Consider the following 24,583-nt stretch of genomic DNA (forward strand, 5'->3'; position numbering starts at 1 on the left):
CTCACGCCGAGTGAGCAAGAAACTCACCTAGTGTGTTAACAAGGCGAGCCTTGTCTACGGGCTTGCCCACATGGGCATCCATTCCTGCCGCGTGACAGCTGTCGATATCTTGCTGCATGGCGTTAGCCGTCAGGGCAATGATGGGAATTTTTTCTGCGGAACAGTGATGAAGGCAAAAAGTGGGGTGCCTTTATTGGCTTTTATAGTCTAATAAAAAACGCCTTGCGTGTAACGACGCAGCAAGGCGTTCTAAATTCAGATTTATTAGCTAAAAGCTTTTCGTTACTTTTGCTCAAGCACAATGCGCAGCATTCTGCGAAGCGGCTCTGCGGCACCCCACAATAGCTGGTCGCCGACAGTAAATGCCGAGATATATTCAGGACCCATGTTAAGCTTGCGAATACGGCCTACGGGAATAGACAGTGTACCGGTCACTTTCGCTGGCGTAAGTTCTTGCATCGTAGTGTCGCGCTCGTTAGGAATCACTTTTACCCAGTCGTTGTGGTTAGCCAAGATTGTTTCAATTTCGGCTAGAGGCAAGTCTTTCTTTAGCTTAAGTGTGATAGCCTGGCTATGACAGCGCATGGCGCCAACACGTACACAAATACCGTCAATCGGTACTTCACTGCCTTTAATACCTAAAATCTTGTTGGCTTCCGCTTGGGCTTTCCATTCTTCGCGGCTTTGACCTGAAGGTAGTTGCGAATCGATGTACGGAATTAAGCTACCCGCAAGCGGAACACCGAACTGTTCACTGGGGTAGTCTGCGCTTCGAATAAACTCAGACACTTGCTGGTCAATTTCTAAAATCGCGGTAGCAGGATCTTCAACTTTAGCTTTCACATTACTATGAATTGCACCCATTTGATTAATTAGCTCACGCATGTGCTGTGCACCTGAACCTGAAGCGGCTTGATAGGTCATTGGCGAAGCCCATTCAACCAAGTCTTTCTCAAACAGGCCACCGAGTGCCAGAAGCATAAGGGAAACCGTGCAGTTTCCACCTACGTAGGTACGAATGCCTTTTTCAATGCCACTATCAATTTCTTTACGGTTTACTGGATCTAGAATAATTACGGCATCGTCTTTCATACGAAGCGTTGACGCAGCATCAATCCAATAACCGTTCCAGCCAGTGGCTCTTAAATCGTTGTACACGGCTTTTGTGTAGTCGCCGCCCTGACAGGTAATAATGATATCCTGTTTAGATAGCGCTTCGATGTCGTGCGCATCTTCTAGAACACCAGCATCCTTTCCAGCAAAATCCGGTGCTGCACTACCTTTTTGCGAGGTAGTGAAAAAGGTGGGCTCAATGTGCGCGAAATCTTGCTCTTCTTGCATGCGCTGCATTAATACTGAGCCAACCATACCGCGCCAGCCCACTAAACCTACTTTTTGTTGTGACATTAAATTGAGAACCCTTGTTACTAAAATGAAAAGTACTTCATCACTTATGTTTGTAAAAATTGGTCAATACCCAGACCTTTTAATTAATTGGCGTGTATTGGAAAAACATAAAAGTGATGTCGAGCGCCGCGTGCCTAGCGCACTGGCGCAATACCTGTCGTTTTTATTATTGTCTTTGCAGTCTAAGTGTTATTTATCCCGCTGGCTAGATGGTTTTTATAAATAATCTATCGCTGATATAAGCATTTTGGAAACGGCTAGTTCATGGCAAAAAATTTAAACAAAACACTTGAAGGAGCAATCAAAGCGCAGGGTAGAGAGTGAACCTGTATTAACCCCTCATTGTGTCGATGCACTGCTTACGGTCTAAAAATTGCTTTATAAATAGAATTAATCCCTCACAAAGTGTGAGGAGATATACAATATTGAGATACGCTTTAAGGAAAACGTAGTTCTTAATATGAAAATAAAAGTGAGGAAAGCATGCAGTACGATAGTCATAACAAATTTGCTACCACTACGGTATTTTTGCATTGGTTGGTTGGATTAACCATTATTGGCTTGCTTGCCACTGGGATTTACATGTCGGAAAACGGTGTGTATGCACTATACCCCTTGCACAAAGCGATTGGTTTTCTTGTACTCTTTGTCGCACTAGCACGTGTGGTATGGCGCATGAAAAATGGTTGGCCTAGCGCTGCTGCTAACTATAAGCCAATAGAGCATAAATTAGCGTCAGTTGTGCACTGGGTGTTGATTATCGCCACGCTCTTAATGCCAATTTCAGGCTTGATGGCGTCGGTATTGGGTGGGCACGGGCTGTCAGTTTTTGGCCTGGAGGTCTTCGCGCCAAATTATAGTGTTGAAGATCCTGAGAAAACGCTACCGATAAATTACGAGCTTTCCAAAGCAGGTGGCGCTATACACTTCTATCTTGGTTATACCGTTATTGTCGCACTCTTGCTACACATTGCTGGCGCTCTTAAGCATCATTTCGTTGATAAAGATGGCACATTGAAGCGCATGCTAGGCAAAACCATTGGGGAGTAGTACTTCGTCGCCCGTATCATGACCGAAAATATCGTTCACCGCTTTGAAGCCGTTCAGGTCAATTAACGCGAGAGCGAAGTGGCGGTTTTTTCTCATTAACTTCGCAATCGGTTTTTCACCGCCATTGCGATTATAAATACCTGTGAGTGCACCAAAGTCTGTCTGTAAGGCCAGTTTCTGGAGTTCGTGTTTTCGACTAGAAGCATCATTCAGCGTAAGCTGATAGTAGCGTTCGCCATCTTCAGTGGCTAAAGGGCTGGCGATTAGTTGAATTCATGTGGCGTCGTCAGTTTTCTCTGGTTTTAGTTTATATTCACCCGTAGCAAACTCATTGCGAGCAAAAGCCTTTAATCAATAAATTACAGTTGTTGTAAGGCGTAGTGTAGCTAATGTCCCCTCCATCAAAGCTTCTTGCGGGAACAATACCGTAAACCTCGGTGGGGACTTTCACTGTCTACGGCTCCAATTTGCTTTATAATTCCTGACGTAAAGGAGAAAAAACGTGAATGAATATGCTCGGTATTTTAACGGCTACCCTTCAACTATTGTGGAGCAAGCCTTACAGCTCATTTCCAGCAATCGGCTACAGCGTTATTTACTAAAAAAATACCCAGAGGCCCATGATATAACCACCGACAAATTGCTGTATCAGTACGCGACGGATTTAAAAAAGCGATACTTAAAAAATGCGCCACCGTTTGGGCGCGCCGCGTTTAAAAAGCAAGGTGATATGATAACTAACGCGCTAGGTACGCATACTTACCGTATGCAGGGTAAAACGCGCAAACACGACTTGGCCATTAATAACGATTTACTCTATGCCCCAGAGGCCTTGTTAAAAGCCCTTGTAGTACATGAACTGGCGCACTTTAAAGAAAAAGACCACAATAAAGCCTTCTATAAACTTTGCTGCTATATGGAGCCAGATTATCATCAACTAGAGCTGGATTTACGCTTGTTCTGTGTGGCCTTATCAATGGGAGAAAACCCGTATACGTAACATGTGAACGCCTCATCAGGTGTCGCTATGTTTAACCCGTGTTAGGTACAATTGTCATGTGCTTGCTATAACTAAATTAAAGCCGAAGCACTGGAATTAATGAGGAGTATTAATGAGCATTGCTAAAATTATGTCTACGCGGGTGGTTAGCGTGCACATGGATGACAGTTTACAGTCATTGCGCGAGCTCTTTGCTGCTGCGGAGTTTCATCATTTGGTCGTGGTGCATGACAATAAGCTGCAGGGGATTATATCTGACAGAGACTTGATGAAATCGATTAGTCCTTTTGTAGATACCCTAAGCGAACGAAAGCTTGATCGCGCTACATTGGATAAAAAAGCGCACCAAATCATGACTCGTGAAGTCATTACACTTAACCCAAGTGACTCTGTTTATTCGGCTATTGAGCTTTTTAATTCCCACAAAATTTCCTGCATTCCTATTATCGACACGAAAAGGCATCCAGTAGGAATGGTGTCGTGGCGCGATGTGATGAAGTTTATGCAAAGTAGGGTAGAGGCAAAGCGTTAGGTCGGTACTCGTATGTTATTAATAGTGAACACCGCTTGAAAGGGGAGTGGTCTCTCTACCTGCGTTTATAAATTGCGGTGAAGAGACCGTTAGTTTTAAAGCGTTAGCTTTTGCGGTAGCTGACTTTAAACAGCAAACTGTAGAGTACGGGCACAGCGATAAGTGTAAGTACCGTCGCAAAGGCCAGGCCACCCATAATGGTCACTGCCATATCGGCAAAGAAGGCGTCGAACAGCAGCGGCGCCATCCCTAATATGGTCGTTACCGCCGCCAGTGAAACAGGGCGTACACGGCTGATAGTAGCGTCAACAATCGCTTGGCGAATGGCTAAGCCTTCTTCTATCTGAAGGTCAATTTCTTCAATAAGTACAATAGCGTTCTTAATAAGCATGCCAAACAAGCTTAAGAAGCCGAGTAGCGACATAAAGCCAAACGGCATATCGGTACCTAATAGACCAGAGACTACACCAACAATAGCCATAGGTACTACAAGCCAGATAATCAGCGGCTGACGAGCATGACCGAATAGCAACACTGAGATAATAAACATGACTAGGAAGCCAGCAGGCAAGCCAGCGCCCAGCGCTTTTTGTGCATCGCTAGAGCTTTCAAATTCGCCACCCCATTCTAATGAATATCCAGCTGGAAGTTCTATGTCTTCAATAAGTGGGCGGATTCTCGCTAACGCTTTGGCTGCAGTTTCATCGTCACCCGGCTCAGCTTCTACCGTAATGGTGCGAACGCGGTCGCGACGGTGAATACGCATTTCTTCGGTCATTAACTCCAAGCCCTGAGATACCTGTGTGAAAGGCACGTATTGGCGCTGTTGCGTAGACCATACTTGTGATTCACGTATTGATTGAAGCTCGGTATCTTCAGCCTTACCCATCTTTGCAATAATGTTGTAAGCATAATCACCGTCTTGCACCGTACCTAGCTGAACGCCGCTACTTGCATACTGTATGGTCTGGCTAAAGTCACTATGCGAAACGCCAGCAATCCCTGCGTTGTAGTTGTCAAACTGCGTATTAATGGCAAAGCCTTTTTCACGCCAGTTATGTCGAACGTCTTTCACCTGTCCGTCAGCAAAAAGCAGTGCTTTGGCTTCATCCGCCAGTTCGCGAAGTATTTCAGTATCTGGGCCTGAAAAACGGGCCTCAAGTTTTGCACCAGAGCCGGGGCCAAACTGCATGCGCTCCATATAAAAGCTAGCGTCGAAGTCTAGGTCGGTAAGCTTACTCGCAAGCGCGCTTTGAATAGCCGGAATATTATCAAGTTCATTCGCACGAACCATGAAAAAGGCATAGTTTTCGTTAGCACTTTTAGGTGCATAAGTGAGGGTGAAACGATCGGCGCCTTGCCCTATAAAGGTGGTTACAGCCGTGACGTTTTCCATTCCCAAAATACGAGCTTCAGCTTCTTTTGCAATGACTTCAGTGGCACGTATATCTCTATCTTGCGGGCCCCAATAATGCACAAAGAACAGCGGCGCGTTGGACGGAGGGAAGAAGCCTTGTTTTACCATGCCAAAACTTCCATAAGCCACGATAGTAATAACAAACAGTGCACCAATGGTTACCCAACGAAGCTTAAGTGCGCCTAAAAGTGCACGCTTAAACCAGCGTTGCGATGCAGAGAGTTCGTTACCTGTGGTTTGCCCAATACCTTTGCGGTAAAAATATGCGCCAAGCACGGGCACCAAGGTTACCGCTAATACCCAACTTATCATGAGGGAAACCAACACTACGGCAAACAATGAATAAAGAAACTCGCCTGTAGCATCGTTTGAAAGACCTATGCCTGAAAAAGCCGCAATACCGATAACGGTTGCGCCAAGTAAGGGCCACTGCGTTCGCTTAACAATAAAGCTGGCTGATTCTTTGGCTGTAGAGCCCGTGGCCATGCGCAGCATCATCCCCTCAGCAACTACGATAGCGTTATCTACCAGCATACCCATGGCGATAACCATGGCACCAAGTGATATCCTTTGAAGCTGAATATCCATAAGCCACATGATTAGAATAGTACCTAGTACGGTGACAAGTAGCACAGAGCCAACTACCACGCCTGAGCGCCATCCCATGAACAAACATAGCGTTAAGGTAACAACCGCCACCGACATAACGAGGTTATTAATAAAGCCAGTAACCGATTCGTCGACGACTGAGGCCTGATCGTAAATAGGCGTAAGCGTAATACCGACAGGCAGTTCTTGAAGCAGCTTTTCTACTTTTGCGTTAACGCGCTCGCCCACATCAACAATGTTAACGTCGGTCAACGCTGATACTGAAAGCGTAAGTGCTTCTTCACCGTTGTAGCGTACATGAACGGGCTGTATGTCGGCAGGCTCTAACTTTAGCGTGGCAATATCAGCAACCCGAAGGGAACGGTTTGTGCCAGGCACTACCACTGACAGATTAGATATTTCTTCTAGTCTGTCTGGCGCGCGCTCTACAATTAGGCGCACATTTTTTTCGTCAACTTTAATACGGCCGCCGTTGAACGGGCGCAGGTTGTCTTCAAAAAGAGAGGCGAGATCAGGAAATGAAATGCCTAAGCCAGCGAGTTGATAAGGGTTGATATAGGCCACTATCTGTTCTTTTTGAACGCCAGTGACATTTACCTTGGCAACGCCTTCTGTAGTAAGCAGGTCACGTCGAATAATTCGGGCGAATTCTCGAAGCTCCCGAGTATCGAAATCAGGTGCACTTAACGCGTAATAAAGCCCGTAAACGTCACCGAAATCATCAAATACCACTGGGTTTTGTGCCCCCGTTGGCAACGAGCTTGCGGTGTCGCGAAGTCGCTTTCTCAACTCATCCCATATCTGTGGTAAGAGGTTACTGTCGTAAGTACTCTTAACTTCAACGGTAATTTCTGAAAGGCCCGGCGATGAAACTGACGTCACTTCCTTTAACTGCGGCATTTGCTGAATGGCAATTTCCAAGCGTTCAGTGACTTCACGTTCTACCTTTTCAGCACTGGCTCCAGGATAGTTGGTGTATACCTTTACCTGTTTGATGGTAAACGCAGGATCTTCTAAGCGACCAATTTTACTCATAGCCAAAACGCCGCCTAAAAGCAGGATGACTACCATTAGCCAAATGTTGACGGGCTTATCAATTGAATAGCGTGCGATATCCATAAATTACTTCTCTCCTTGGTAAGGAAGCACTTTCATGTCTGCACGCATTTGTGTTGCTCCAGCAGCAACCACTTGCTGGCCAAGGGTGATTTCGCCTTGGCTCTTACCCTCAATAATCGCTAGCTCATTTTCAATATGCTTAACGTTTACGGCTTGCTTGGCCACTGAACTTGTTTCATCGTTATATACCCACACTGCAAAGCCTGAGTCCTTGTCACCTACAAGTGCTCTTACAGGCACAATAAAGCCTTCTGGATAAAGGCTACCTTGTAGGCTGACTTTTACCACTGCGCGCGCGCCCGGTGTTAGGGGAAGTTCTTCGCGAGGCTCCATGGCAAACACCACTTCATAAGTTTGGGACACAGGATCAGGTTGAGTAGAGTGCTCTACATAGTTCACCGGATACCACTGACTGCGATTGGTGGCTAATGTGGCGCTGGCTTGTTTTATCCCACGGCCAATATTGGCAGTAAGTAAGCGCTCAGGAACATTAATGTTGAAGTATATTTTAGACACATCTTGCAGGCGAGCAATCGGCGTACCTGCGGCAACAAAACTGTTATTTTCAACAAGTCGTTGAGATACCTTTGCATCAAAAGGGGCGTATAGCTGTGTGTAGCTCAAATCTTGCTCTGCATTTTTTAAGTCGATAACCGCTAGTTCGTAAGATGTTTTTGCAGTATCTAGAGAGCTCTGTGCAACTAGCTTTTGAGCGAACATTTTCTCAATTCTATCAAGCTCTCGTTTGGCCTGATCAAGTCGTGTCGTAGACTCGTCCACGCGTCTTTCGAATGGTTTACGATCAATAGTGGCCAGTAACTTGCCTTTATTGATGTCACTGCCTGTCACCAAGTCGGTCTGGATAAGGCGGCCTGAAACTTCAAAGCTTAAATCGACGGTTTTCACTGCCGATACAACGGCAGGGAAGGTGAATTCGTCAAAATCTGGAATGTTGCTAACCGTAGCGAGTTTGACATAACGAGGTGCAACGTTTGCTTGTTGCTCGGCAGGCTCTTCGGAAGAACATGCACTTAAAGTGGAAACCGATAAAACGCTTAAAAATAAAATGTGAGAGAATCGCATCATGGACATAGGTGTATGTAATCCATAGTCAGGGTAATTAAAGTATAGATGTGTAAACTCAGGTAGTGATGCTATGCACAACGGCAGCAAAGATAGCCATTACCTAAAGTAAACTGGCGAGTGCATTTTAGTGCGGTCACATTGAAAAGTAAACTGTTCGGTGTAAAATGATCGGGTTAATGTAGCGGATAACTAATTTTGAGAATTTCCATATGGTAGGCAACACACGTACGCGTAGCGACATCAAACGCGAAGCCATTATTCAGGCGGCAACACAGGCATTCCAAGAGTTTGGCGTTAACGGCACAAGCATGGATAAGCTGGCTGAACTGGCAAATGTGTCAAAGCGCACTGTGTACAATCACTTTTCTACAAAAGAAGAGCTGGTGATGCATTTGGTTACGCAGCAGTGGCAAACGGCTATTTTAAATATTAATAAAAAGTACGATGCTACGCTTCCGCTAGACGAGCAGCTAGAAGACCTTATTTTGCAAGACATTGAGTTTATGGTGAGTGAATCACACCTCGATTTAGCTCGGGTTGCGATTGGCCACTTCTTCTACGAGCCGGAAAAGCTAAAAGATGAAGTTGCGCAATTAAAAGCCCAAGAGACGGCTATGCACCGCTGGTTAAAGGATGCCAAAGCCGACAATAAACTCGCGTTTGACGACTTGGAACGGGTTGTCGATGAAATTGATAGCTTAGTAAAAGGGCAGTGCTTTTGGCCTCAGCTGTTCAAAATTGAAGATTCCCTCAGCGATAACGATAAGAAGAGTTTAGCAAAACACACAGTGGCTTTGATTTTAAGCCGCTATGCTGTTGTGTAGTTGGCAGGCTATATCGATGAGTTTGTTCAAGGCTCTTTCAGTATTGAAGGGCCATTGAACTTTTACTTCCCAAACATTTTTTCCGCTTATCCGTCTTCGCGCTAACTTCACAGATCCCTCTTGATTCAAACGGACTACACTTCAGATGATGTAGCCAGTAAATACCTTTTCACTTAGCTGTTTGTTCTCCCTGTCGCTCGTCCTCCGACACCTGCAATATGCGCTTCTACAATCGTACGAAATATATTCACCTGATTATTCTTTAGTCTATTTTGGCGCGATTTGAGTCTTATTCATCTAATAAATTAAGAAAATTTATAAAGAGTTTTTAAATTTTGTCGCTTTTGCTCTCGTCATTTGTTCTAAATTTTTATAATATCCCGACCAAAAATAACAACTATTATTATTTGCAATTGCAAAATTCGGCAGAAAGCCGGGTCGTGATAATAGGGTTTTACAGATTTTTAAAAGTAAACACACAACACTTACAGAACACTTGGAGAGCAATTTTGAAATTCAAACTTACGAGTATTGCTGCTGCGATAATTCTAAGCCCAGCAACTTTTGCTGCTGATATGGAAGATATTGAGAGACTAACGGTGAAAGGGAAGTACCTTTCGGTTAACCAGTCCAACTCAATTAAAAGCCCTACACCAATTATCGACGTTCCACAGAGCTTGTCGATTATTACGGCTGAAGAAATAACGGCTCGCGGTATTACTAGCATTGGACAAATTATTGACTACGCACCAGGTGTTAATACATCGCAAGGTGAAGGTCACCGCGACTCGGTAGTATTCCGTGGTGTGCGCTCTACTGCAGATTTCTACTTAGATGGTAACCGTGATGACGTTCAATACTACCGTGCACTTTACAATGTTGAGCAGGTAGAGATTCTTCGTGGTCCAAATGCGTTGCTATTCGGTCGCGGTGGTACGGGCGGTATCTTAAATCGTGTATCTAAGAAAGCGAAAACGAGCGATAAGTTTGTAAACTACAACGTATCTGCTAATACGTTTGGTGCATATAACTTACAGTTAGACACCAATGTTGACACGGGCGATAAGTCGGCCCTGCGCATTAACGCCATGTACGAAAGCCTAGACAACCATCGCGACTTCTTCTACGGAGACCGTTACGGCTTCAACCCAACGGCACGCTTTGAGCTAAGCGATGACACAATTGTTGATGTGTCATATGAATATATCGACCACGAGCGCTTTATTGACCGCGGTGTGCCAACTGCCAACGGTGAACCAGTAGAAGCGTTTGAAGAAATCGTGTTTGGCGATCCAGATAACAACTACCAAACATTGGGCGCTGACGTGTTCCGTGCAAACGTTGAGCACACTTTCTCAGATAACCTGAAAGGTAACTTCAACGCTTTTTACGGTGACTATGACAAAGTTTACTCGAACTTTTATGCGGCAGGTTATAACGCTGAGACTGAGCAAGTAACGCTAGACGGATACGTTGATACTACGCAGCGTGAAAACATGATCTTGTCTTCTAACCTAGTTGGCGAATTTGAAACGGGAAGCATTGGGCACACGGTTATCTTCGGTGGTGAGGTTATTAATACCAAGTCAAACCAAGATCGTTACAACCCTGTGTTTGATTCCACTGACGGTGATAGAGAAACGTTTAATATTTCACGTCCGTTAAGCTTCCGTGGTTTAACTGGTACAAATGCTGAAGGCGTAACAGTTACAGCAGACTTCTCTGACTTGAACGACGATACGCATGTAGACTTAGATGTATACTCTTTCTATGTTCAAGATGAAATTGCACTATCAGACAACTTCGACCTTGTACTAGGTGCACGTTTTGACAGCTTCGACATTGAAGTATTCAACGCGGACCCTGAAGTTTTAGAGACACGCAGCAGAAAAGACGAAGAAGTGTCACCGCGTGCTGGCCTAGTGTATAAGCCACAGAAAAATATCTCTATATACGCTAGCTACAGTGAGTCATTCTTGCCACGCAGCGGCGAGCAATATGCGAATATTAATGGCGACGCAAACGCGCTAGATCCAGACACGTTCACTAACCAAGAAATTGGTATTAAGTGGGACTTCAACGACAGCATGAGCTTTACAGCAGCTATCTTTGAGAACGAGCAGACGTCTTTGGATAACGACCCGAATGACCCTGAAAGCTTTGTTGAAGTTGATTCAGATGTATCTGGTTTTGAGCTTCAGCTGCAAGGTTATATCACAGACAAGTGGTATATTACTGCAAACTACAGCAACCTTGATGGCGAAAACGCAAGTGGCGTAGAGCTTCGTGAGCTGCCTGAAAATACGATGTCTGTGTGGACAACCTACGAAGTGAATGAAGTATTTGGCTTCGGCATTGGTGCTACATATCAGGACGAAAGTAAGGTATCGACAAGTGCTTCATCGCCTGTACTACCTAGCTATACGCGTGTTGATGCGTCTGCTTACTACACGCTTAGCGACAAAATGCGCCTTCAGTTAAACGTTGAAAACTTGACTGATACGCTTTACTTCCCGAATGCGCACTCTACGCATCAGGTAACAGTAGGTGCGCCAATTAATGCGCGTCTATCACTGATTGGTTCTTTCTAAACTAACCGTCAGTTTTAAAATATTGTTTAAAAGCCATTCGCGAAAGCGAATGGCTTTTTTTATCTCTGCACTTTGTATTTAGAGGCTTTGTGCTCTATTCGCCTTGCTTTGCAAAGTCGATAAGTGTCTGTCCATCCATACGATAGCCTAACCATTCACTCTTTGGTTTAGCGCCAAGTGACTCGTAAAAATCGATAGCTGGTTTGTTCCAATCTAAAACGCTCCATTCGAAACGCCCGCAGTCGTTTTCTACCGCTGTTTTAGCTAAGTGTTGCAATAATGCTTTCCCTGCACCCAGGCCACGTGATTTTGGTGAAACATACAAATCTTCAAGGTAGAGTCCATTGCGTCCTTGCCACGTTGAGTAATTAAAGAAATACACAGCGAAACCAATAGGTGCGTCATCGCTTTCACACATTACACAATGCGCGGTTGCGCCTTCTCCGAATAATGTTTTTAAAAGCGCTTCTTCATCTGCTTCTACTTCATGCTCTGCTTTTTCATAAATAGCAAGTTCCAGAATGAACTGGCGAATTTGTGAAATATCCTCAGGCGTGGCTGGTCTTATTGAAATGGTGTTGCTCATGGTGACTCCCATCATAAATAATCAAAAAAAATGAGCCAATAAAGGCTCATTTTAAAACAGTTAGGTGTTTGTAGCTTTTCTCAGCGATAAAAGCTAGTCCATCGATGCACTTGGCTGAGGTACATGTGTATGAGAAGTGCTATTGCCGTCGTCACCCTTAGTAGGCTTTTTGCGTACAACCTTGCGCTTAATAAACGTAAACGGACCACGTAAATCAAGCAGTATTAAGTACAAGCACGGCACCAATATAAGCGTTACAAGCGTAGCGTAAAGTACAGCAAAACCGAGTGCCGCAGCCATTGGTACAACAAACGCTGCCTGTAGGCTTGTTTCGAACATAATGGGCAGTACGCCAACAAACGTAGTGATTGAGGTTAACGTAATCGCTCGGAAGCGCGCAGTACCAGCTTCGGTCACTGCTTCTTTAATGCTGTAGCCTTGTGCACGGCGCTGGTTCACAAAGTCAGTCATAACTAGTGAGTCATTGATAACAACCCCTGCGGCAGCGATTAGGCCAAAGTTAGACATCATAGATAAGTCTAAGCCCAGCACAAAGTGGCCGAAGACTGCGCCTGTAAAGCTAAATGGGATAACCGACATGATAATAAGTGGTTGCCCATAGCTTTTAAGTGGTACAGCAAGAAGGATATACACCATGATCATGGCAGCTAAGAAAAACAATATCTGCTCATTCTGTTGCGCTTGCTGCTCCTCAATGTCACCACCAAGTTCAGTCATAACCGACGGGAACGACTCTTTTAATTGAGGAAGTAGCTTCTCTCTAATTTCAGTGACCACTTCGTTTGGCTCAATCTTTTCTTCATCGATATTGCCCCAAATATAAACGCTACGGTATCCACCTTCACGGCGAATATAGCTTATACCTGGTTTCTCCTCTAAGGCCACAACGTCACCCAGCATAACTTCCTGACCATTTGGCGTGGTGATCAACGAGTACTTTAAGTCGGCGAAGCGTTCGCGGGTAAGTTCTGGGTAGCGCACCATTACTTTCACTTCTTCACCGTTTCGAATAACACGTTGTGCCTCGCCGCCGTAGAAGCCAGCACCTACTTGAGAAGCGATATTAGACAGAGTAAGTCCCAAATCGTACGCAACTGGAAGCAATGTCATTTGTACTTCTTTGCTTGGTGGGTCGATGGTTGAGCTAACGTCAAACAAGCCCTCTTGCTGCTGCAGCATTTCAATAAACTTAAGACCTGCTGCGTTTAGGGTGTCGATATCAGGGCCAAAGAGTAAATAACCAAATTCGCCGTCATCACCTTCGCCATTTACATCATCAACCACAGTAAATGACTTCATGCCGGAAATCTCAGGAATGGCTTCGCGCCAGCGGCGAGCAAGCTCAAATGTATCGATAGGGCGGTCTTCTTCGTTAACTAACGGCGCTAAAATACGGCCTTCAGTTCTGTCTTCATTAAATGCAAGGCGATCTCTTATCATGCCTTGACCAAACTCATCGATGATTTGTTCTTCAACATCTAAAATTGTTTGCTCAACAATTTTCAACGCGTTAATGGTTGCTAAGTCTGAGACGTTTTCATTCATCTCTATTTTAACGCTTGGAAAGTCATGAGGTACTTTAGGATTTGGCACCATTCGGACGTAGTTAGCACCAATTAGGCCCATGCTTAACATTAACAGTGCGACAAACATCATCAGCACTGCCCAGCGCCACTCAATAGCTCTTTCAACGGTGCGCTTATAAGGCCCATTTACGAAAGCAAAGAAGCGCTTATTAAAACGCGCGCGCCAGCTGTTAGGTTTAACTGGGGAAAATTTAGTGTGGGCTAAGTGTGCCGGCAGAATGAGTTTTGATTCAACTAAGCTGAATGCTAAACACAAGATTACGACAACAGCGATATTGTAGAAGAACGTGCCTTCCGGTCCGCTGCTTAGCGTAAACGGCGCAAACACGGCGATAGTGGTTAATACACCGAACGTGGCGGGTGTGGCTACGCGCTTGGCACCGCGGATAACATTGTCAACACCGCCACCTTTGCTTTCAATTTCGGTGTAAGCACTCTCGCCAATAACGATCGCATCATCAACCACAATACCTAATACCATTATAAATGCGAACAGCGAAAGGATGTTTATGCTTACACCAAACAAAGGCATTAGCATCATGGCACCAAGAAAACATACCGGTAAACCAACCATTACCCACACGGCAAGCCTAAAGCGCAAGAACAGGGTTAACATTAGCGCCACTAGAATTGAGCCTTGAACCAGGTTAGACAACATCATGTCTAAACGAGCGTTAAGGTAATAGGTCATATCAACCAGAATTTCTAGGCTTACTCCTTGAGGAAGGCTTTCGTTTTTCTGATCGATATAGGCTTTTACGGTTTCGGCTACAGGAATGGTGTTTTGGGTTTTAGTGGCTTTAACGGCAATGTAGATAGCGTTCATGCCGTTGTATTTAAAGTAGCGTTCACCTTCAACGAATCCATCGTTGATATAAGCGACATCGCCTAAGGTTACCTTAGCGCCGCCCGCACCAATTTTAATGGGAATTTGCTTAAACTCATCGCCGCTGTAGTACTGATTCTCAACACGTACCGATACGATACCTGAGTTAGTTCTAAGCTGACCTGCGGAAATGTTGGCAGAGTAACTATTAATTGCCTGTGTAACGTCGGCAATAGTTAAACCGTACTTCCTAAGCGTATCGGGTTTAATTTCAATGGCAATTTCATCGTCCGGTGTATTGGCTTCAACCAAAGAGATAGAGCCAAGTTGTAGAAGCTCATCTTCCACGTCTTTTGCCAGCACTTTGAGTTCTGATAAAGGCAAGTCACCGACAAGAGGCATTTCAATAACCTGCTGCTGGAACTCTACTTGGGAAACGTTAACCGGCTCCATACCTGCAGGGAAGGTGGCAATACTGTCAACGCGAAGCTTCACCTTATCAAGTACATCTGTTAATTCAGCTTTGGTGTCAATTTCCAGTGTAACTGCACCGCCACCGCGAAATGCACGTGAAACCGTACGCTTAATCTCAGTAATGTCTTTTACTGCTTCCTCAACTTTAATGAAAATACTCTCTTCAATCTCTTGAGGTGAAGCGCCAGGGTAGTTGGCTTCAACGGTGATGTAGTTTATTTCAATGTTTGGAAACATCTGACGCTGAATGGTGAAATAGCTCGCTATACCCATGATGATGATAAAAATCATCAGTAGGTTGGCGGCCACGGAGTTTCTGGCGAACCAAGAAATAATGCCGGTTTGTGTATCGTTGTGGTTTTCCATGACAGCTCCTTAGTTCACTTTTGCTGTCACAATTTCGGTCGTGGTTTCAATGACCTTAACAGGCATACCGTTTTGAGGATATTCAGGCAAACTCATCACGACTTTTTTGGCATTGAAATCGCCTTGAATAAGGAAGTCGCCATTTTCCTCGCGAACAACTTTAACCTTTTGCGATTTTAACCTGTCTTCGTCATCTAACGTCCATAACAATCGATTGGTTACCAACTCTTGAGGTACGCGGTATACGTCACTAAGGGTTTTTCCTTCAAATGCGATTGTGCTATATGAACCAAACTTCACGATAGGCTTCGACGAATTGATGGCGTAAGGATCTTCAATACGGGCAACGAAATAGCTCATACGCGTGGTGTTATCTACCACACCCGAATCGCGGTGAATGGTACCTTTTACGGTAGTGCCCTGTACATCATCTACTTCGATGGCGATTTCACTACCAATGGTGTTGTCTGCTAGAAAAACACGGTCAAAGCCTGCTACAGGGAAGGTTACTTCAGCGTATTCGATGTTGTTAATAACAGCGACTGGCGTGCCTTGAGTAACATAGTCACCAGTGCTGATATCTCTCGATACTATAAGTGCATTGTATGGTGCTTTTACCTTACAGTTGTCTAAATCACGCTTGGCGATTTTAAGCTGCGCCTCTGCTGATTTTACACCAGCTTGCGCACTCATCACTTGAGGTTTGCGAAGGTAAAGGTCAGTTACCCTTGCGTTAGGCATCGTTTTCGCTTCTTTGGCAGCAACATCAGCTTGCGCTTGCTCTTGGATAAGCTGTGCTTGCGCGCTAGCGAGGTTAGCTTCAGCCAGCAACAATGCCGCTTCATATGCGTCAGCTTCTATTTCAAATAAGGTTTCGCCACGTCGAACCAGACCGCCGCTCACAAACTTAGGGTTCCAGCGCTCAACTTCTCCCGATACCTGAGCTGCAAGGTTTGTGGTTTCAAGGGGCGTTATTTCGCCATACGAGGTAAGTTGAACGCGCACGTCTTCTGGCGATAAGGCTTCAATAGTCACCGTTGGACGGGTATCAACTTCCTCTGTAATAGTATTATCAGAGGCAGAGGCTTCGATTCCTTTCATACCTAAGTAGCCTACTAATAAAACACCAATAGGCAGTGCAACTTTCATCCATTTCATGGCTAAATCTACTTTTATAGCGAATACTTTACATAGTGTAGCGCTAAAGTGTTTCAGGAATACAGCGCAAATGTAACCAAACATGAGTCAATTTTGTGTAAAGTCAGTTATCCCTACTAATTTAAACAGGGAAATTGGTTTAGTTTTCTGAAAAAGAGGGGGAGCTCAGCGCCGAAAATTCACACACGCAATCTCGACCATTATCTTTGGCATAGTAAAGTGCTTGGTCTGCTCGACGAACGGCGCAGGAAATATCTATATCGGGATTAACTTCGCTCACCCCGAAACTACTCGTTACATGGATCTCGCTACCGTTAATATTAAGCGGTGCGTTGTTCAGAATATCTCGAATATTTTCCAAAGCATTTACAGCACCTGCTTCATCGGTATCGGTAAAGATGAACATGAATTCTTCGCCACCCCACCGTGCGAGAATATCTTGTCCTCGCAGGCGAGAACTAAACACTTTTGAAATCTGACGAAGGACCTCGTCACCTTGTTCATGGCCTAAGGTGTCATTAATACTTTTAAAGCGGTCAATATCTGCAAGGGCGACCGAAAATTTACGTTTGCTTCTCAGCATTCCTGCGTACTCGCGCTCTAGACACTGCTGCGCCCCTCGCCGGTTTAATAACTGAGTTAAGTGGTCATGCTTGGCCTGGCGCTCAAACTGCTCACTTAAATAAAGTGCGGTGTCGTAACTTTTTTGTCTACTGTACTCATAAAACGCCGACAGAAATGAAACGGTTAAAAAAGAATACAGTAAACGAGTTTTAAACGCGTAGGTGTAGTTTGCTACAAATGAAGCGTCATTGAAGCCGAAAAGTACGATGGCGCTAACTAGCGTGAAGGCAATAAGTGCGATGAGACCTCTGACAAAGCCTGCAAAAAACATAGTGACTGGCGGCACCAAGTAAATCCAAAGGGGACCGGTATTGTCTTTACCACCGGTAATCAGCAGTAGGAGAGTCAGTACCATTAAACAGATAATGAGAAGTGTTATAGACCATGTACGAGCTTTAGCTGATGCAAACCGAACTTGTAACCGCTGTGAAATAGCAAATACTACACTGGCAGTAAATAGGGTAGTGGAAAGGGAATATTCACCGTCAATAAAAGCCCTGGAGCCAAGCAAGAGCGTGATAGACATACCCACTGCCGCAAAAAGGTTCACCACCATAATGCGTCTGTTGGTTTCATCTTTGTAGTGACGGCTTACGCCACTAAATACGTATTGCTTGAGAGAGCCGAACATGATTAAGCAGATTTTGTCACAGCTTTTCTAATATCTTCCGCGAGTTGTTGGATAGTATTTCTCATTGCTTTGATACTTGGAGAAAATCCATCATCTTCAAGGGGCGTTTTGAATAAAAATGGGTAGCTTTGCGTTTGGTCTTCCACGTGAGTAATCACATATTGGCCAGATAGAATAACTTCCCCTTCATAGGTGCTGACAAAATCATTGAGGTGCAACGCCATATGAATGGCTTCTTCACTTGCGTAGTGATCGGGGCGAAGCAATGACACTTGCTTTGATGCTAACGCGCTGGTTAGCGCCTTAGTAAGCCCTTCGTCTACAGGCTCGGCCCACAAGTGACTGGTTGAAATATGCAAGTTGGTGTCACTGGTTTGGTACACAAGCCCACGGTGTTTGAGATATTCCGGTAGGGTTATCTTATCCATTACAACAGCTGTTGATGCTTTGTTTACGGTATATGCACTGTCACCCGTGGTGTGAAGCAAATAGTATGTCAACGAACGAGGCGCGCTACTACACGCCGATAATACGCAGGTGAAAAGCGCAAATACACCGATAAACAGTGCTTTACCTGTGGGTTGAGATGGGAAAACCTTAAGCTGCTGTATCATTCTATTTATTCCTTCCATCCTTGTTTTTGAATGTTTCGCTATGGCAATACTGTCAATTGACATTCACTGTAGCGTATTACTTTCTTAATATCGGCTAATTATCAAGGATAAAGCGCATTCATTTTTTACGCCATTGTTGCTCGAAAATTAACCGCGTATTTGTTTGGCTGTACTGCGCTAATTCTTCGCTTTAGGTTGAATGTCCGCTTCATCATCCTTTGAAAATATTAAACTATTCGGAGACTGGTTTAGCTTTAACAATAAAGGCTGAATGTTGCGCATGGTTTCTTGCAGCGCATCAACGGTCTCTTTTATTTCAGACTGGTTAAAACCACCCTCGCTGTAATTTTTAAGCAGGCCATCAAGGCTAACAAGAACCTGATTAAGATTACTATTTAATGCTTTCGCATCAATATCAGCGATAAGTACATCAAAGTCGCTGCTCGCCGTTTCCACAGACTCAGCAGCTAAACGCATGTCTTCAACGGCTAACTGCACATTTTCCACCATTTCCTTAAGCGGAAGCTGATTGATTTTGTCTAAAATTGCGTCGGCCTTTTGCGTCAATTGCGTGAACTCGTTACTAACAGTAGGAATTACTTCGTAGCCGTTAATCACTTCAATGCCGCCGTTACTGTCGGCATCAGGTACATGCTGTAAATCTACATACAAACCACTTGTTAATACATTACCCATGCGTAGCGATGCGCGAAGATCTCTTTCTAGCCAGTTTCGAATGGTTTGCTTTATTGCACTAAGGCCTTCTTTGGTATCTGGCTGCCTTGCTTTACCGGGGTAAATATTAATAAGCACGGGGATGGGATAATCTCGCTCCAAAATGTTGCCATCTAAAGCAGGGAAGGAGTTGATAGCAGTTACGTTGCCAATTTCAATACCACGGTATTCAACCGGTGCGCCAACGGTTAGACCTCGCACACTTTCATCGATAAGTAGCAAGTATTCAGCGGCGACTTTATAACGTGCATCTGAGGCGGATGTGCTATCCCCATAAATTGTGAAAAAGGCGTTATCTAGCACTTGTTCACCTTTTGGCACGCCGTCAGGGATCCCAAAGGTAATACCGTTTGCTAATAAGGTTTCCAAGCTGCCTGTTTCAATGCTTACACCGTTCGATTCAAGCAACAATTTAACACCGCTGACATCCCAGAAACGTGTCGTGTTGGTTATGAGTTTATGGTAAGGCGCTTCAATAAATGCGTCGTAATACACCACACGTTCTTCAATATTAAAGGTAGCGTCTTCAAACTCGCCAACTTTAAACCCTTTATAAATAACGGGATCGCCAGGTTTGTAGGCAAATTCGTCGTCACTTTTTAACATAACATGAAGCCCTGGAGTGCCAGGAGGCGTAACCGGTGGGCGCTCAAGTGCCGTAAAATGGAGTTGCTCTTTGCCTTTATCACGGGCTGACATGGCAATATAGCTGCCAGACAAGAGGGTGTTAAGCCCTGAAACCTCTGAAAAACTTATACGGGGGGCGACAACCCAAAACTTTGCATTTTCATTGAGTAGATGGGCCGCGCTAGCATCAATTCTGGCCGTGACAAGTACGCCGTTTAAGTCAGGCTTTAGCGTTATCTTTTTTACCTGTCCAATATCTAGGTCCCGCACTTTTATTGGTGTTTTGTTTACCTCAATACCTGTTGCCGAATGCAGCTCTATCGTAATGAGAGGGCCCTGATTCTTCCATTGGTAGTACACCATCCAGCCACCAATAACGATAACAAGAATTGGGATAATCCAAATGCGAGAAATGGACGAGGTCGGTTTGACCTTAGCTTCATTAATGTTCGGATCGTTTGTGGTCATGGTAATTGCTTCCACTGCTGCCAAATTAGCCTCGAATCAAACGTCATCGCGGCTATCATCGTTACAAATACAACGGCACAAAAGGCGAGTGCCGCTTGGCCCGGATAAATAGACATGGTGTTCCCCATCTGAATAAGGGATACCAGCACTGCTACAACAAAAACGTCTATCATCGACCAGCGGCCTATCGCCTCAGTGATGCGGTAGTAACGTATACGTAATTGTTTTGAAGTGGTTTTCTCTCGCTGTACGGAAAAATTGAGCCAAGCAAGAATGATAATTTTTGCCACTGGCACTACCACGCTGGCAACTAAAATAATTATCGCCACTGGGTATGAGCCCGATTCCCACAACGATATGACACCACCAATAATGGTATTGGGCGTCTCTTGGCCAAAAAATTCAGTATACATAATTGGCAATACATTAGCAGGAATATATAAGATACAAGCAGTGATCAACAACGCCCACGTACGCTGAATACTCTCTCGCGCTTGCGCTTCACACAATGGTTTAGGTTGTGGTGGTTGTCCTTGAGACATCCACATGGCATAGCGTGTGGGATCAAATTGGGATATACAAAGAGCCGTGAACGCTGAAAAGCCAACGAATGCGTAAAATGACAGGCCTATGGAAACGTCGGCCAACTCGGTAATTTTGATAAGGCTAACCAAGGTACCAACCAGAAAAATTTCTGCCATGCTCCACGGTAAGAGGGCTTTCACAAGTTTGTAAAGCCGCGGCAAGTAAAAGGGGCGTCGGTTTTGTATTTGAGCTAAAGATAATATTAGCAGGCCGCCTAGTACCATTCCGGGCAGCAGTAATGTCGCTAAGCTGGTTATTATCGCTAGTGATAAATAATCGTTTTCGATGAGTACGGTAATACCGGTGGGCAAGTCAATACTGTGCTTTTGACCGCTTGCTTTGAATGTCAGAAAGTTAAAAGGTAACGAAAGTAATAAAAATATCAGGGCACTGAAAGTATAAGCGAGCAACTTTTCGCTTGCGCCATCGCGATGAGATATTAGTGTGTGGTTACATACTGGGCACACGGCCCGTTGCCTGTGTGCTAGGGCGGGAATGTGTACCTGAGTATGGCACTGCTCACAAACTATAGATAACGTATTTGATTCAGCCATATGCTTTTGCACGCCACTTTTTGTATGCTCGTTGTATGATAGATAGCAGCCTAGAGGTATAACCCGTTGATTTTTAGAATCAACAGCATAGCTTATTGTGGGCATGTCGGAAAGTATAGCCAGTCGTATTTAACAGTAAAAAAATAATTGACGATTAAGTGATGGAAATAGCAAACGAACTTCGTAGTGTATATGGATAAACTAAGAAGCAGGTAGGTCGTTTATTCCTGAAAAGGCGTGTTGTTTTTTTGCGTTTTTGGATGAGTATTACCTTTGCTCAGCGATGTTATTTTTTAGCAACCAGCATGCTTTTGGGGTGGTATGCTTCTTATTATTTTCTATCTGTTTTTCTTACTGCTATTGAAGCCGTTTGGCGTTGCGCGGTTTTGGCATCCAAAACACTATCGGTTCGCTACCTCTACCACATTGGTAAGGCTAGCATGGACACGGGGCGTGGCGCTGCAGCTGGGAGTTTTAGCTGGGCAAGTTGGGCTACTCTCTGAATTTAGTAGTGAAAGTGCTAACCCTTTAATAAGCATAGAAAACGTAACGGAAAATGAGCTTGAAAATGGTGAAGCGCAACTTACTAAGGAACAAGCAGAAGATATTTCTGAGTTAGAAAAGGACTTAACCACGCTACTGACTATAACGGTTCAAGAAGTAAAAAAGCCCGCATGTAGCAATCTACATGCGGGCTTTTAAATCTATCGAACAACTGCTTAAAAGCTAGCGTTGCCCGGTGTACGTGGGAATGGGATCACATCACGTACGTTTTGCATGCCAGTTACGTATGCTACAAGACGCTCGAAACCAAGACCGAAACCTGAGTGAGGTACGGTGCCGTAGCGGCGAAGGTCGCGGTACCACGCGTAGTCTTCTTTCGATAGGCCCATTTCGTCAAGGCGTGCATCGAAAACGTCTAGGCGTTCTTCACGCTGTGAACCACCGATGATTTCACCGATACCCGGCGCAAGTACATCCATTGCTGCAACTGTTTTACCGTCGTCGTTAATGCGCATGTAGAACGCTTTAATATCTTTCGGGTAGTTTTGCATGATAATTGGCGCACCAACGTGCTCTTCTGCAAGATAGCGTTCGTGCTCAGAAGATAAATCGATACCCCATTCAACAGGGAATTCGAATTCTTTGCCGCAGTTTTGCAGTATTTCGATAGCGTCAGTGTAGTCCATGCGAACAAAGTCAGAGCTTACTAACTTTTCTAAACGCTCAATGGCGTCTTTCTTAATACGCTGAGCAAAGAACGCCATGTCGTCAGGCAGTTCTTCAAGCACAGCCTTACACACATATTTCAGCATGTCTTCAGCTAGCTGTGCTACATCTTTCAATTCAGCAAACGCCACTTCAGGCTCAATCATCCAAAACTCGGCAAGGTGGCGAGATGTGTTTGAGTTCTCTGCGCGGAACGTAGGGCCGAAGGTGTACACCTTAGACATAGCTGTACAGTAAGTTTCAACGTTAAGCTGACCTGATACCGTAAGGTAGGTTTCTTTTCCGAAGAAATCTTCTGAATAGTCAACATTGCCTTTGTCGTCGCGTGGAAGGTTCATCATATCAAGGGTTGATACGCGGAACATTTCACCTGCACCTTCTGTATCGCTTGCCGTTAGAATAGGCGTAGAGATCCAGAAGTAACCTTTCTCATGGAAAAAGCGGTGAATCGCCTGCGACAAACAGTTGCGAACGCGGGTTACCGCGCCGATAACGTTAGTGCGTGGGCGAAGGTGAGCATATTCGCGAAGGTACTCAATGCTGTGGCGTTTAGCGGCCATTGGGTAGGTATCAGGGTTTTCTACCCAACCCAAAACATCAACGTCAGTCGCGTCAATTTCAACGGCTTGGCCTTGGCCCTGAGATTCTTTCACTGTACCGGTAACCGATAATGAGCAGCCTGCTGTTAAGCGCTGGATATCGGCATAATTTGACAGAGAATTTAGCGCAATAACTTGTACAGGATCGAAGCAACTACCGTCGTGTAGTGCAATAAATGATAACCCCGCTTTAGAGTCGCGGCGTGTTCTTACCCAACCCTTTACGGTTACCGATTCGCCAACGGCGTACTTACCTTTAAGTACGTCAACTACGGGCGCATGCGTCATGTTAATTTCTCCGTCTTACTAATTTTATGTTGTTGCTTACTATTGAGTCATTTTCAACAACACAGTGCATTAAACTGTGGATGAAAAAATGCACTAAAATTTGCTTTATAGTCAATGTTTTTGGATTGCCATGCCGATAACTTACTAGAATCTGTATTAGCTTTTCGCTTTTCAAATAGGCATTTCGCAATTCGCTTGGTGCCAAATATAAGCAAAATACAGATCGAAACATGACTTGGTGATGTAAAAATAACCAATGAAATACAATCCAATAGCACGCTAGTATACCCAACATAAAGCGGGATGCCAGAGAACAGAGTGACAAATGGGAAATAAAAATGATTCGAACACGCCAGTGTCTCAGCAAGCACAAGAACCGAGTGCTACGCAAAGTGACGTTGACCGTTCTAGCGATGCCGAAAATGAGAGAAGTTCTATGACTTACGAGCAACTTGCAGAGCGACGTTCAACGCCCCGTTCTAAAACGCCTTTTTATAAGGTGATGCTTGGGTTAAACATCGTTGGCTGGGTTGGCATGGTTGTCGTACTCATACTGTTTCACTATGCGCGCCCTGACTTTATCAGTGGCGTGCAGCAGTACTGGGGAATAAAAGGCGATATAAGTTGGTCTGAAAGTCATTTGTCGGCCATGACCATCATGCTGCAGGTATGTTTGATCGTGAGTTTGGTTAGCATAATTATGCGTGCCAGAAGAAATCGTCGTCAAAGCGATAGCTTTGGCATAAACCTATTCATTCTATTTGCTATTGCGGCGATAAGCCTAATCACACTGGCTACCACACTGGGCCTGTAAATAGAGAAAGCGCTCTACTTGCGGTGCACGTCAAAAACATAACTCAAGGGCAAAATGACAAAGCTTTGTGAGTAGCGCTTTCGACAAGCGGTGTTTATGTCACTTGACGGGTTTGCTATGAGCTTCCCATCAAGTGAGCGATGCATAATAAGCGTTATTATT

Annotated in this window: 19 protein-coding genes; 7 read left to right on the forward strand and 12 right to left on the reverse strand. The window is 44.7% G+C overall.

Features of this window, described 5'->3' with window-relative positions; translation table 11 throughout:
- Positions 1–282: 282 nt before the first annotated feature.
- Positions 283–1,407 (reverse strand): aspartate-semialdehyde dehydrogenase, encoded by a 1,125-nt coding sequence (asd, locus tag BIZ39_RS00635; RefSeq protein ID WP_187446123.1) that lies wholly within the window; start codon positions 1,405–1,407, stop codon positions 283–285.
- 483 nt (positions 1,408–1,890) lie between these two features.
- Here asd and BIZ39_RS00640 point away from each other — a divergent pair, with 483 nt between their 5' ends.
- Entirely contained in the window at positions 1,891–2,457 is a 567-nt protein-coding gene (locus tag BIZ39_RS00640) for a cytochrome b (protein WP_168463561.1), read from the forward strand.
- On the opposite strand, the gene BIZ39_RS22120 is transcribed toward BIZ39_RS00640, so the two are convergent.
- Positions 2,434–2,730 (reverse strand): GGDEF domain-containing protein, encoded by a 297-nt coding sequence (locus BIZ39_RS22120; RefSeq protein WP_316248190.1) that lies wholly within the window; start codon positions 2,728–2,730, stop codon positions 2,434–2,436. The genes BIZ39_RS00640 and BIZ39_RS22120 overlap by 24 nt on opposite strands.
- 229 nt (positions 2,731–2,959) lie before the next feature.
- Here BIZ39_RS22120 and BIZ39_RS00650 point away from each other — a divergent pair, with 229 nt between their 5' ends.
- Both BIZ39_RS00650 and BIZ39_RS00655 read left to right on the forward strand, forming a co-directional pair.
- Positions 2,960–3,457: a YgjP-like metallopeptidase domain-containing protein gene (locus BIZ39_RS00650; protein WP_168463562.1), complete on the forward strand. Its 498-nt coding sequence runs from the start codon at positions 2,960–2,962 to the stop codon at positions 3,455–3,457.
- A 112-nt stretch (positions 3,458–3,569) separates the two neighbouring features.
- Positions 3,570–3,989: a CBS domain-containing protein gene (locus BIZ39_RS00655; RefSeq protein WP_168463563.1), complete on the forward strand. Its 420-nt coding sequence runs from the start codon at positions 3,570–3,572 to the stop codon at positions 3,987–3,989.
- A gap of 103 nt (positions 3,990–4,092) precedes the next feature.
- Here the strand turns inward: BIZ39_RS00655 and BIZ39_RS00660 are convergent, their stop codons facing one another.
- Both BIZ39_RS00660 and BIZ39_RS00665 read right to left on the reverse strand, forming a co-directional pair.
- Positions 4,093–7,134 (reverse strand): efflux RND transporter permease subunit, encoded by a 3,042-nt coding sequence (locus BIZ39_RS00660; protein WP_168463564.1) that lies wholly within the window; start codon positions 7,132–7,134, stop codon positions 4,093–4,095.
- Positions 7,135–7,137: 3 nt separating this feature from the next.
- The gene (locus tag BIZ39_RS00665; RefSeq protein WP_168532711.1) at positions 7,138–8,220 is read right to left on the reverse strand and encodes an efflux RND transporter periplasmic adaptor subunit; all 1,083 of its coding nucleotides are present in this window, start codon (positions 8,218–8,220) and stop codon (positions 7,138–7,140) included.
- 209 nt (positions 8,221–8,429) lie between these two features.
- On the opposite strand from BIZ39_RS00665, the gene BIZ39_RS00670 reads away from it, so the two are divergent.
- Both BIZ39_RS00670 and BIZ39_RS00675 read left to right on the forward strand, forming a co-directional pair.
- The gene (locus BIZ39_RS00670) at positions 8,430–9,044 is read left to right on the forward strand and encodes a TetR/AcrR family transcriptional regulator (protein ID WP_168532644.1); all 615 of its coding nucleotides are present in this window, start codon (positions 8,430–8,432) and stop codon (positions 9,042–9,044) included.
- A 509-nt stretch (positions 9,045–9,553) separates the two neighbouring features.
- Complete coding sequence (locus BIZ39_RS00675; RefSeq protein ID WP_075176239.1) at positions 9,554–11,635, forward strand: TonB-dependent receptor; 2,082 nt, start codon at positions 9,554–9,556, stop codon at positions 11,633–11,635.
- A 94-nt stretch (positions 11,636–11,729) separates the two neighbouring features.
- Here the strand turns inward: BIZ39_RS00675 and BIZ39_RS00680 are convergent, their stop codons facing one another.
- The 7 genes from BIZ39_RS00680 to BIZ39_RS00710 form a co-directional block, all read right to left on the reverse strand.
- On the reverse strand, positions 11,730–12,221 hold the full coding sequence (locus BIZ39_RS00680) for a GNAT family N-acetyltransferase (protein WP_168532642.1): 492 nt from the start codon (positions 12,219–12,221) through the stop codon (positions 11,730–11,732).
- A gap of 93 nt (positions 12,222–12,314) precedes the next feature.
- Positions 12,315–15,494, reverse strand: coding sequence for an efflux RND transporter permease subunit (locus BIZ39_RS00685; RefSeq protein WP_168532640.1), 3,180 nt, complete (start codon positions 15,492–15,494; stop codon positions 12,315–12,317).
- A 9-nt stretch (positions 15,495–15,503) separates the two neighbouring features.
- The gene (locus BIZ39_RS00690) at positions 15,504–16,652 is read right to left on the reverse strand and encodes an efflux RND transporter periplasmic adaptor subunit (protein WP_049585923.1); all 1,149 of its coding nucleotides are present in this window, start codon (positions 16,650–16,652) and stop codon (positions 15,504–15,506) included.
- A 139-nt stretch (positions 16,653–16,791) separates the two neighbouring features.
- Entirely contained in the window at positions 16,792–17,907 is a 1,116-nt protein-coding gene (locus BIZ39_RS00695; protein WP_061094633.1) for a GGDEF domain-containing protein, read from the reverse strand.
- 2 nt (positions 17,908–17,909) lie between these two features.
- Positions 17,910–18,521, reverse strand: coding sequence for a membrane integrity-associated transporter subunit PqiC (locus BIZ39_RS00700; protein ID WP_049585893.1), 612 nt, complete (start codon positions 18,519–18,521; stop codon positions 17,910–17,912).
- Between the two features lie 177 nt (positions 18,522–18,698).
- Complete coding sequence (pqiB, locus tag BIZ39_RS00705) at positions 18,699–20,351, reverse strand: intermembrane transport protein PqiB (RefSeq protein ID WP_049585894.1); 1,653 nt, start codon at positions 20,349–20,351, stop codon at positions 18,699–18,701.
- The gene (locus BIZ39_RS00710; RefSeq protein WP_152910865.1) at positions 20,348–21,490 is read right to left on the reverse strand and encodes a paraquat-inducible protein A; all 1,143 of its coding nucleotides are present in this window, start codon (positions 21,488–21,490) and stop codon (positions 20,348–20,350) included. The genes pqiB and BIZ39_RS00710 overlap by 4 nt, the downstream gene beginning before the upstream one ends.
- 321 nt (positions 21,491–21,811) lie before the next feature.
- Between BIZ39_RS00710 and BIZ39_RS00715 the strand changes: the two genes are divergently transcribed.
- Complete coding sequence (locus tag BIZ39_RS00715; protein WP_053103808.1) at positions 21,812–22,192, forward strand: hypothetical protein; 381 nt, start codon at positions 21,812–21,814, stop codon at positions 22,190–22,192.
- Positions 22,193–22,209: 17 nt separating this feature from the next.
- On the opposite strand, the gene asnS is transcribed toward BIZ39_RS00715, so the two are convergent.
- Complete coding sequence (gene asnS, locus BIZ39_RS00720; RefSeq protein ID WP_049585896.1) at positions 22,210–23,607, reverse strand: asparagine--tRNA ligase; 1,398 nt, start codon at positions 23,605–23,607, stop codon at positions 22,210–22,212.
- 325 nt (positions 23,608–23,932) lie between these two features.
- Between asnS and BIZ39_RS00725 the strand changes: the two genes are divergently transcribed.
- Positions 23,933–24,421 (forward strand): hypothetical protein, encoded by a 489-nt coding sequence (locus tag BIZ39_RS00725; protein WP_049585897.1) that lies wholly within the window; start codon positions 23,933–23,935, stop codon positions 24,419–24,421.
- The last annotated feature ends 162 nt before the right edge of the window (positions 24,422–24,583 follow it).

The organism is Alteromonas sp. BZK5 (assembly GCF_014349115.1).
GTDB lineage: Bacteria > Pseudomonadota > Gammaproteobacteria > Enterobacterales > Alteromonadaceae > Alteromonas > Alteromonas macleodii.

What these genes read in the sequence shown, in the direction of transcription:
- BIZ39_RS00665 (WP_168532711.1), bottom strand. Translation starts at nt 8,220, where the DNA reads ATGATGCGATTCTCTCACATTTTATTTTTAAGCGTTTTATCGGTTTCC.
- BIZ39_RS00695 (WP_061094633.1), bottom strand. Translation starts at nt 17,907, where the DNA reads ATGTTCGGCTCTCTCAAGCAATACGTATTTAGTGGCGTAAGCCGTCAC.
- BIZ39_RS00710 (WP_152910865.1), bottom strand. Translation starts at nt 21,490, where the DNA reads ATGGCTGAATCAAATACGTTATCTATAGTTTGTGAGCAGTGCCATACT.
- pqiB (WP_049585894.1), bottom strand. Translation starts at nt 20,351, where the DNA reads ATGACCACAAACGATCCGAACATTAATGAAGCTAAGGTCAAACCGACC.
- asd (WP_187446123.1), bottom strand. Translation starts at nt 1,407, where the DNA reads ATGTCACAACAAAAAGTAGGTTTAGTGGGCTGGCGCGGTATGGTTGGC.
- BIZ39_RS00685 (WP_168532640.1), bottom strand. Translation starts at nt 15,494, where the DNA reads ATGGAAAACCACAACGATACACAAACCGGCATTATTTCTTGGTTCGCC.
- BIZ39_RS00660 (WP_168463564.1), bottom strand. Translation starts at nt 7,134, where the DNA reads ATGGATATCGCACGCTATTCAATTGATAAGCCCGTCAACATTTGGCTA.
- BIZ39_RS00725 (WP_049585897.1), top strand. Translation starts at nt 23,933, where the DNA reads ATGGGAAATAAAAATGATTCGAACACGCCAGTGTCTCAGCAAGCACAA.
- BIZ39_RS00680 (WP_168532642.1), bottom strand. Translation starts at nt 12,221, where the DNA reads ATGAGCAACACCATTTCAATAAGACCAGCCACGCCTGAGGATATTTCA.
- BIZ39_RS00715 (WP_053103808.1), top strand. Translation starts at nt 21,812, where the DNA reads ATGCTTCTTATTATTTTCTATCTGTTTTTCTTACTGCTATTGAAGCCG.
- BIZ39_RS00670 (WP_168532644.1), top strand. Translation starts at nt 8,430, where the DNA reads ATGGTAGGCAACACACGTACGCGTAGCGACATCAAACGCGAAGCCATT.
- BIZ39_RS00640 (WP_168463561.1), top strand. Translation starts at nt 1,891, where the DNA reads ATGCAGTACGATAGTCATAACAAATTTGCTACCACTACGGTATTTTTG.
- BIZ39_RS00690 (WP_049585923.1), bottom strand. Translation starts at nt 16,652, where the DNA reads ATGAAATGGATGAAAGTTGCACTGCCTATTGGTGTTTTATTAGTAGGC.
- BIZ39_RS00655 (WP_168463563.1), top strand. Translation starts at nt 3,570, where the DNA reads ATGAGCATTGCTAAAATTATGTCTACGCGGGTGGTTAGCGTGCACATG.
- BIZ39_RS00700 (WP_049585893.1), bottom strand. Translation starts at nt 18,521, where the DNA reads ATGATACAGCAGCTTAAGGTTTTCCCATCTCAACCCACAGGTAAAGCA.
- asnS (WP_049585896.1), bottom strand. Translation starts at nt 23,607, where the DNA reads ATGACGCATGCGCCCGTAGTTGACGTACTTAAAGGTAAGTACGCCGTT.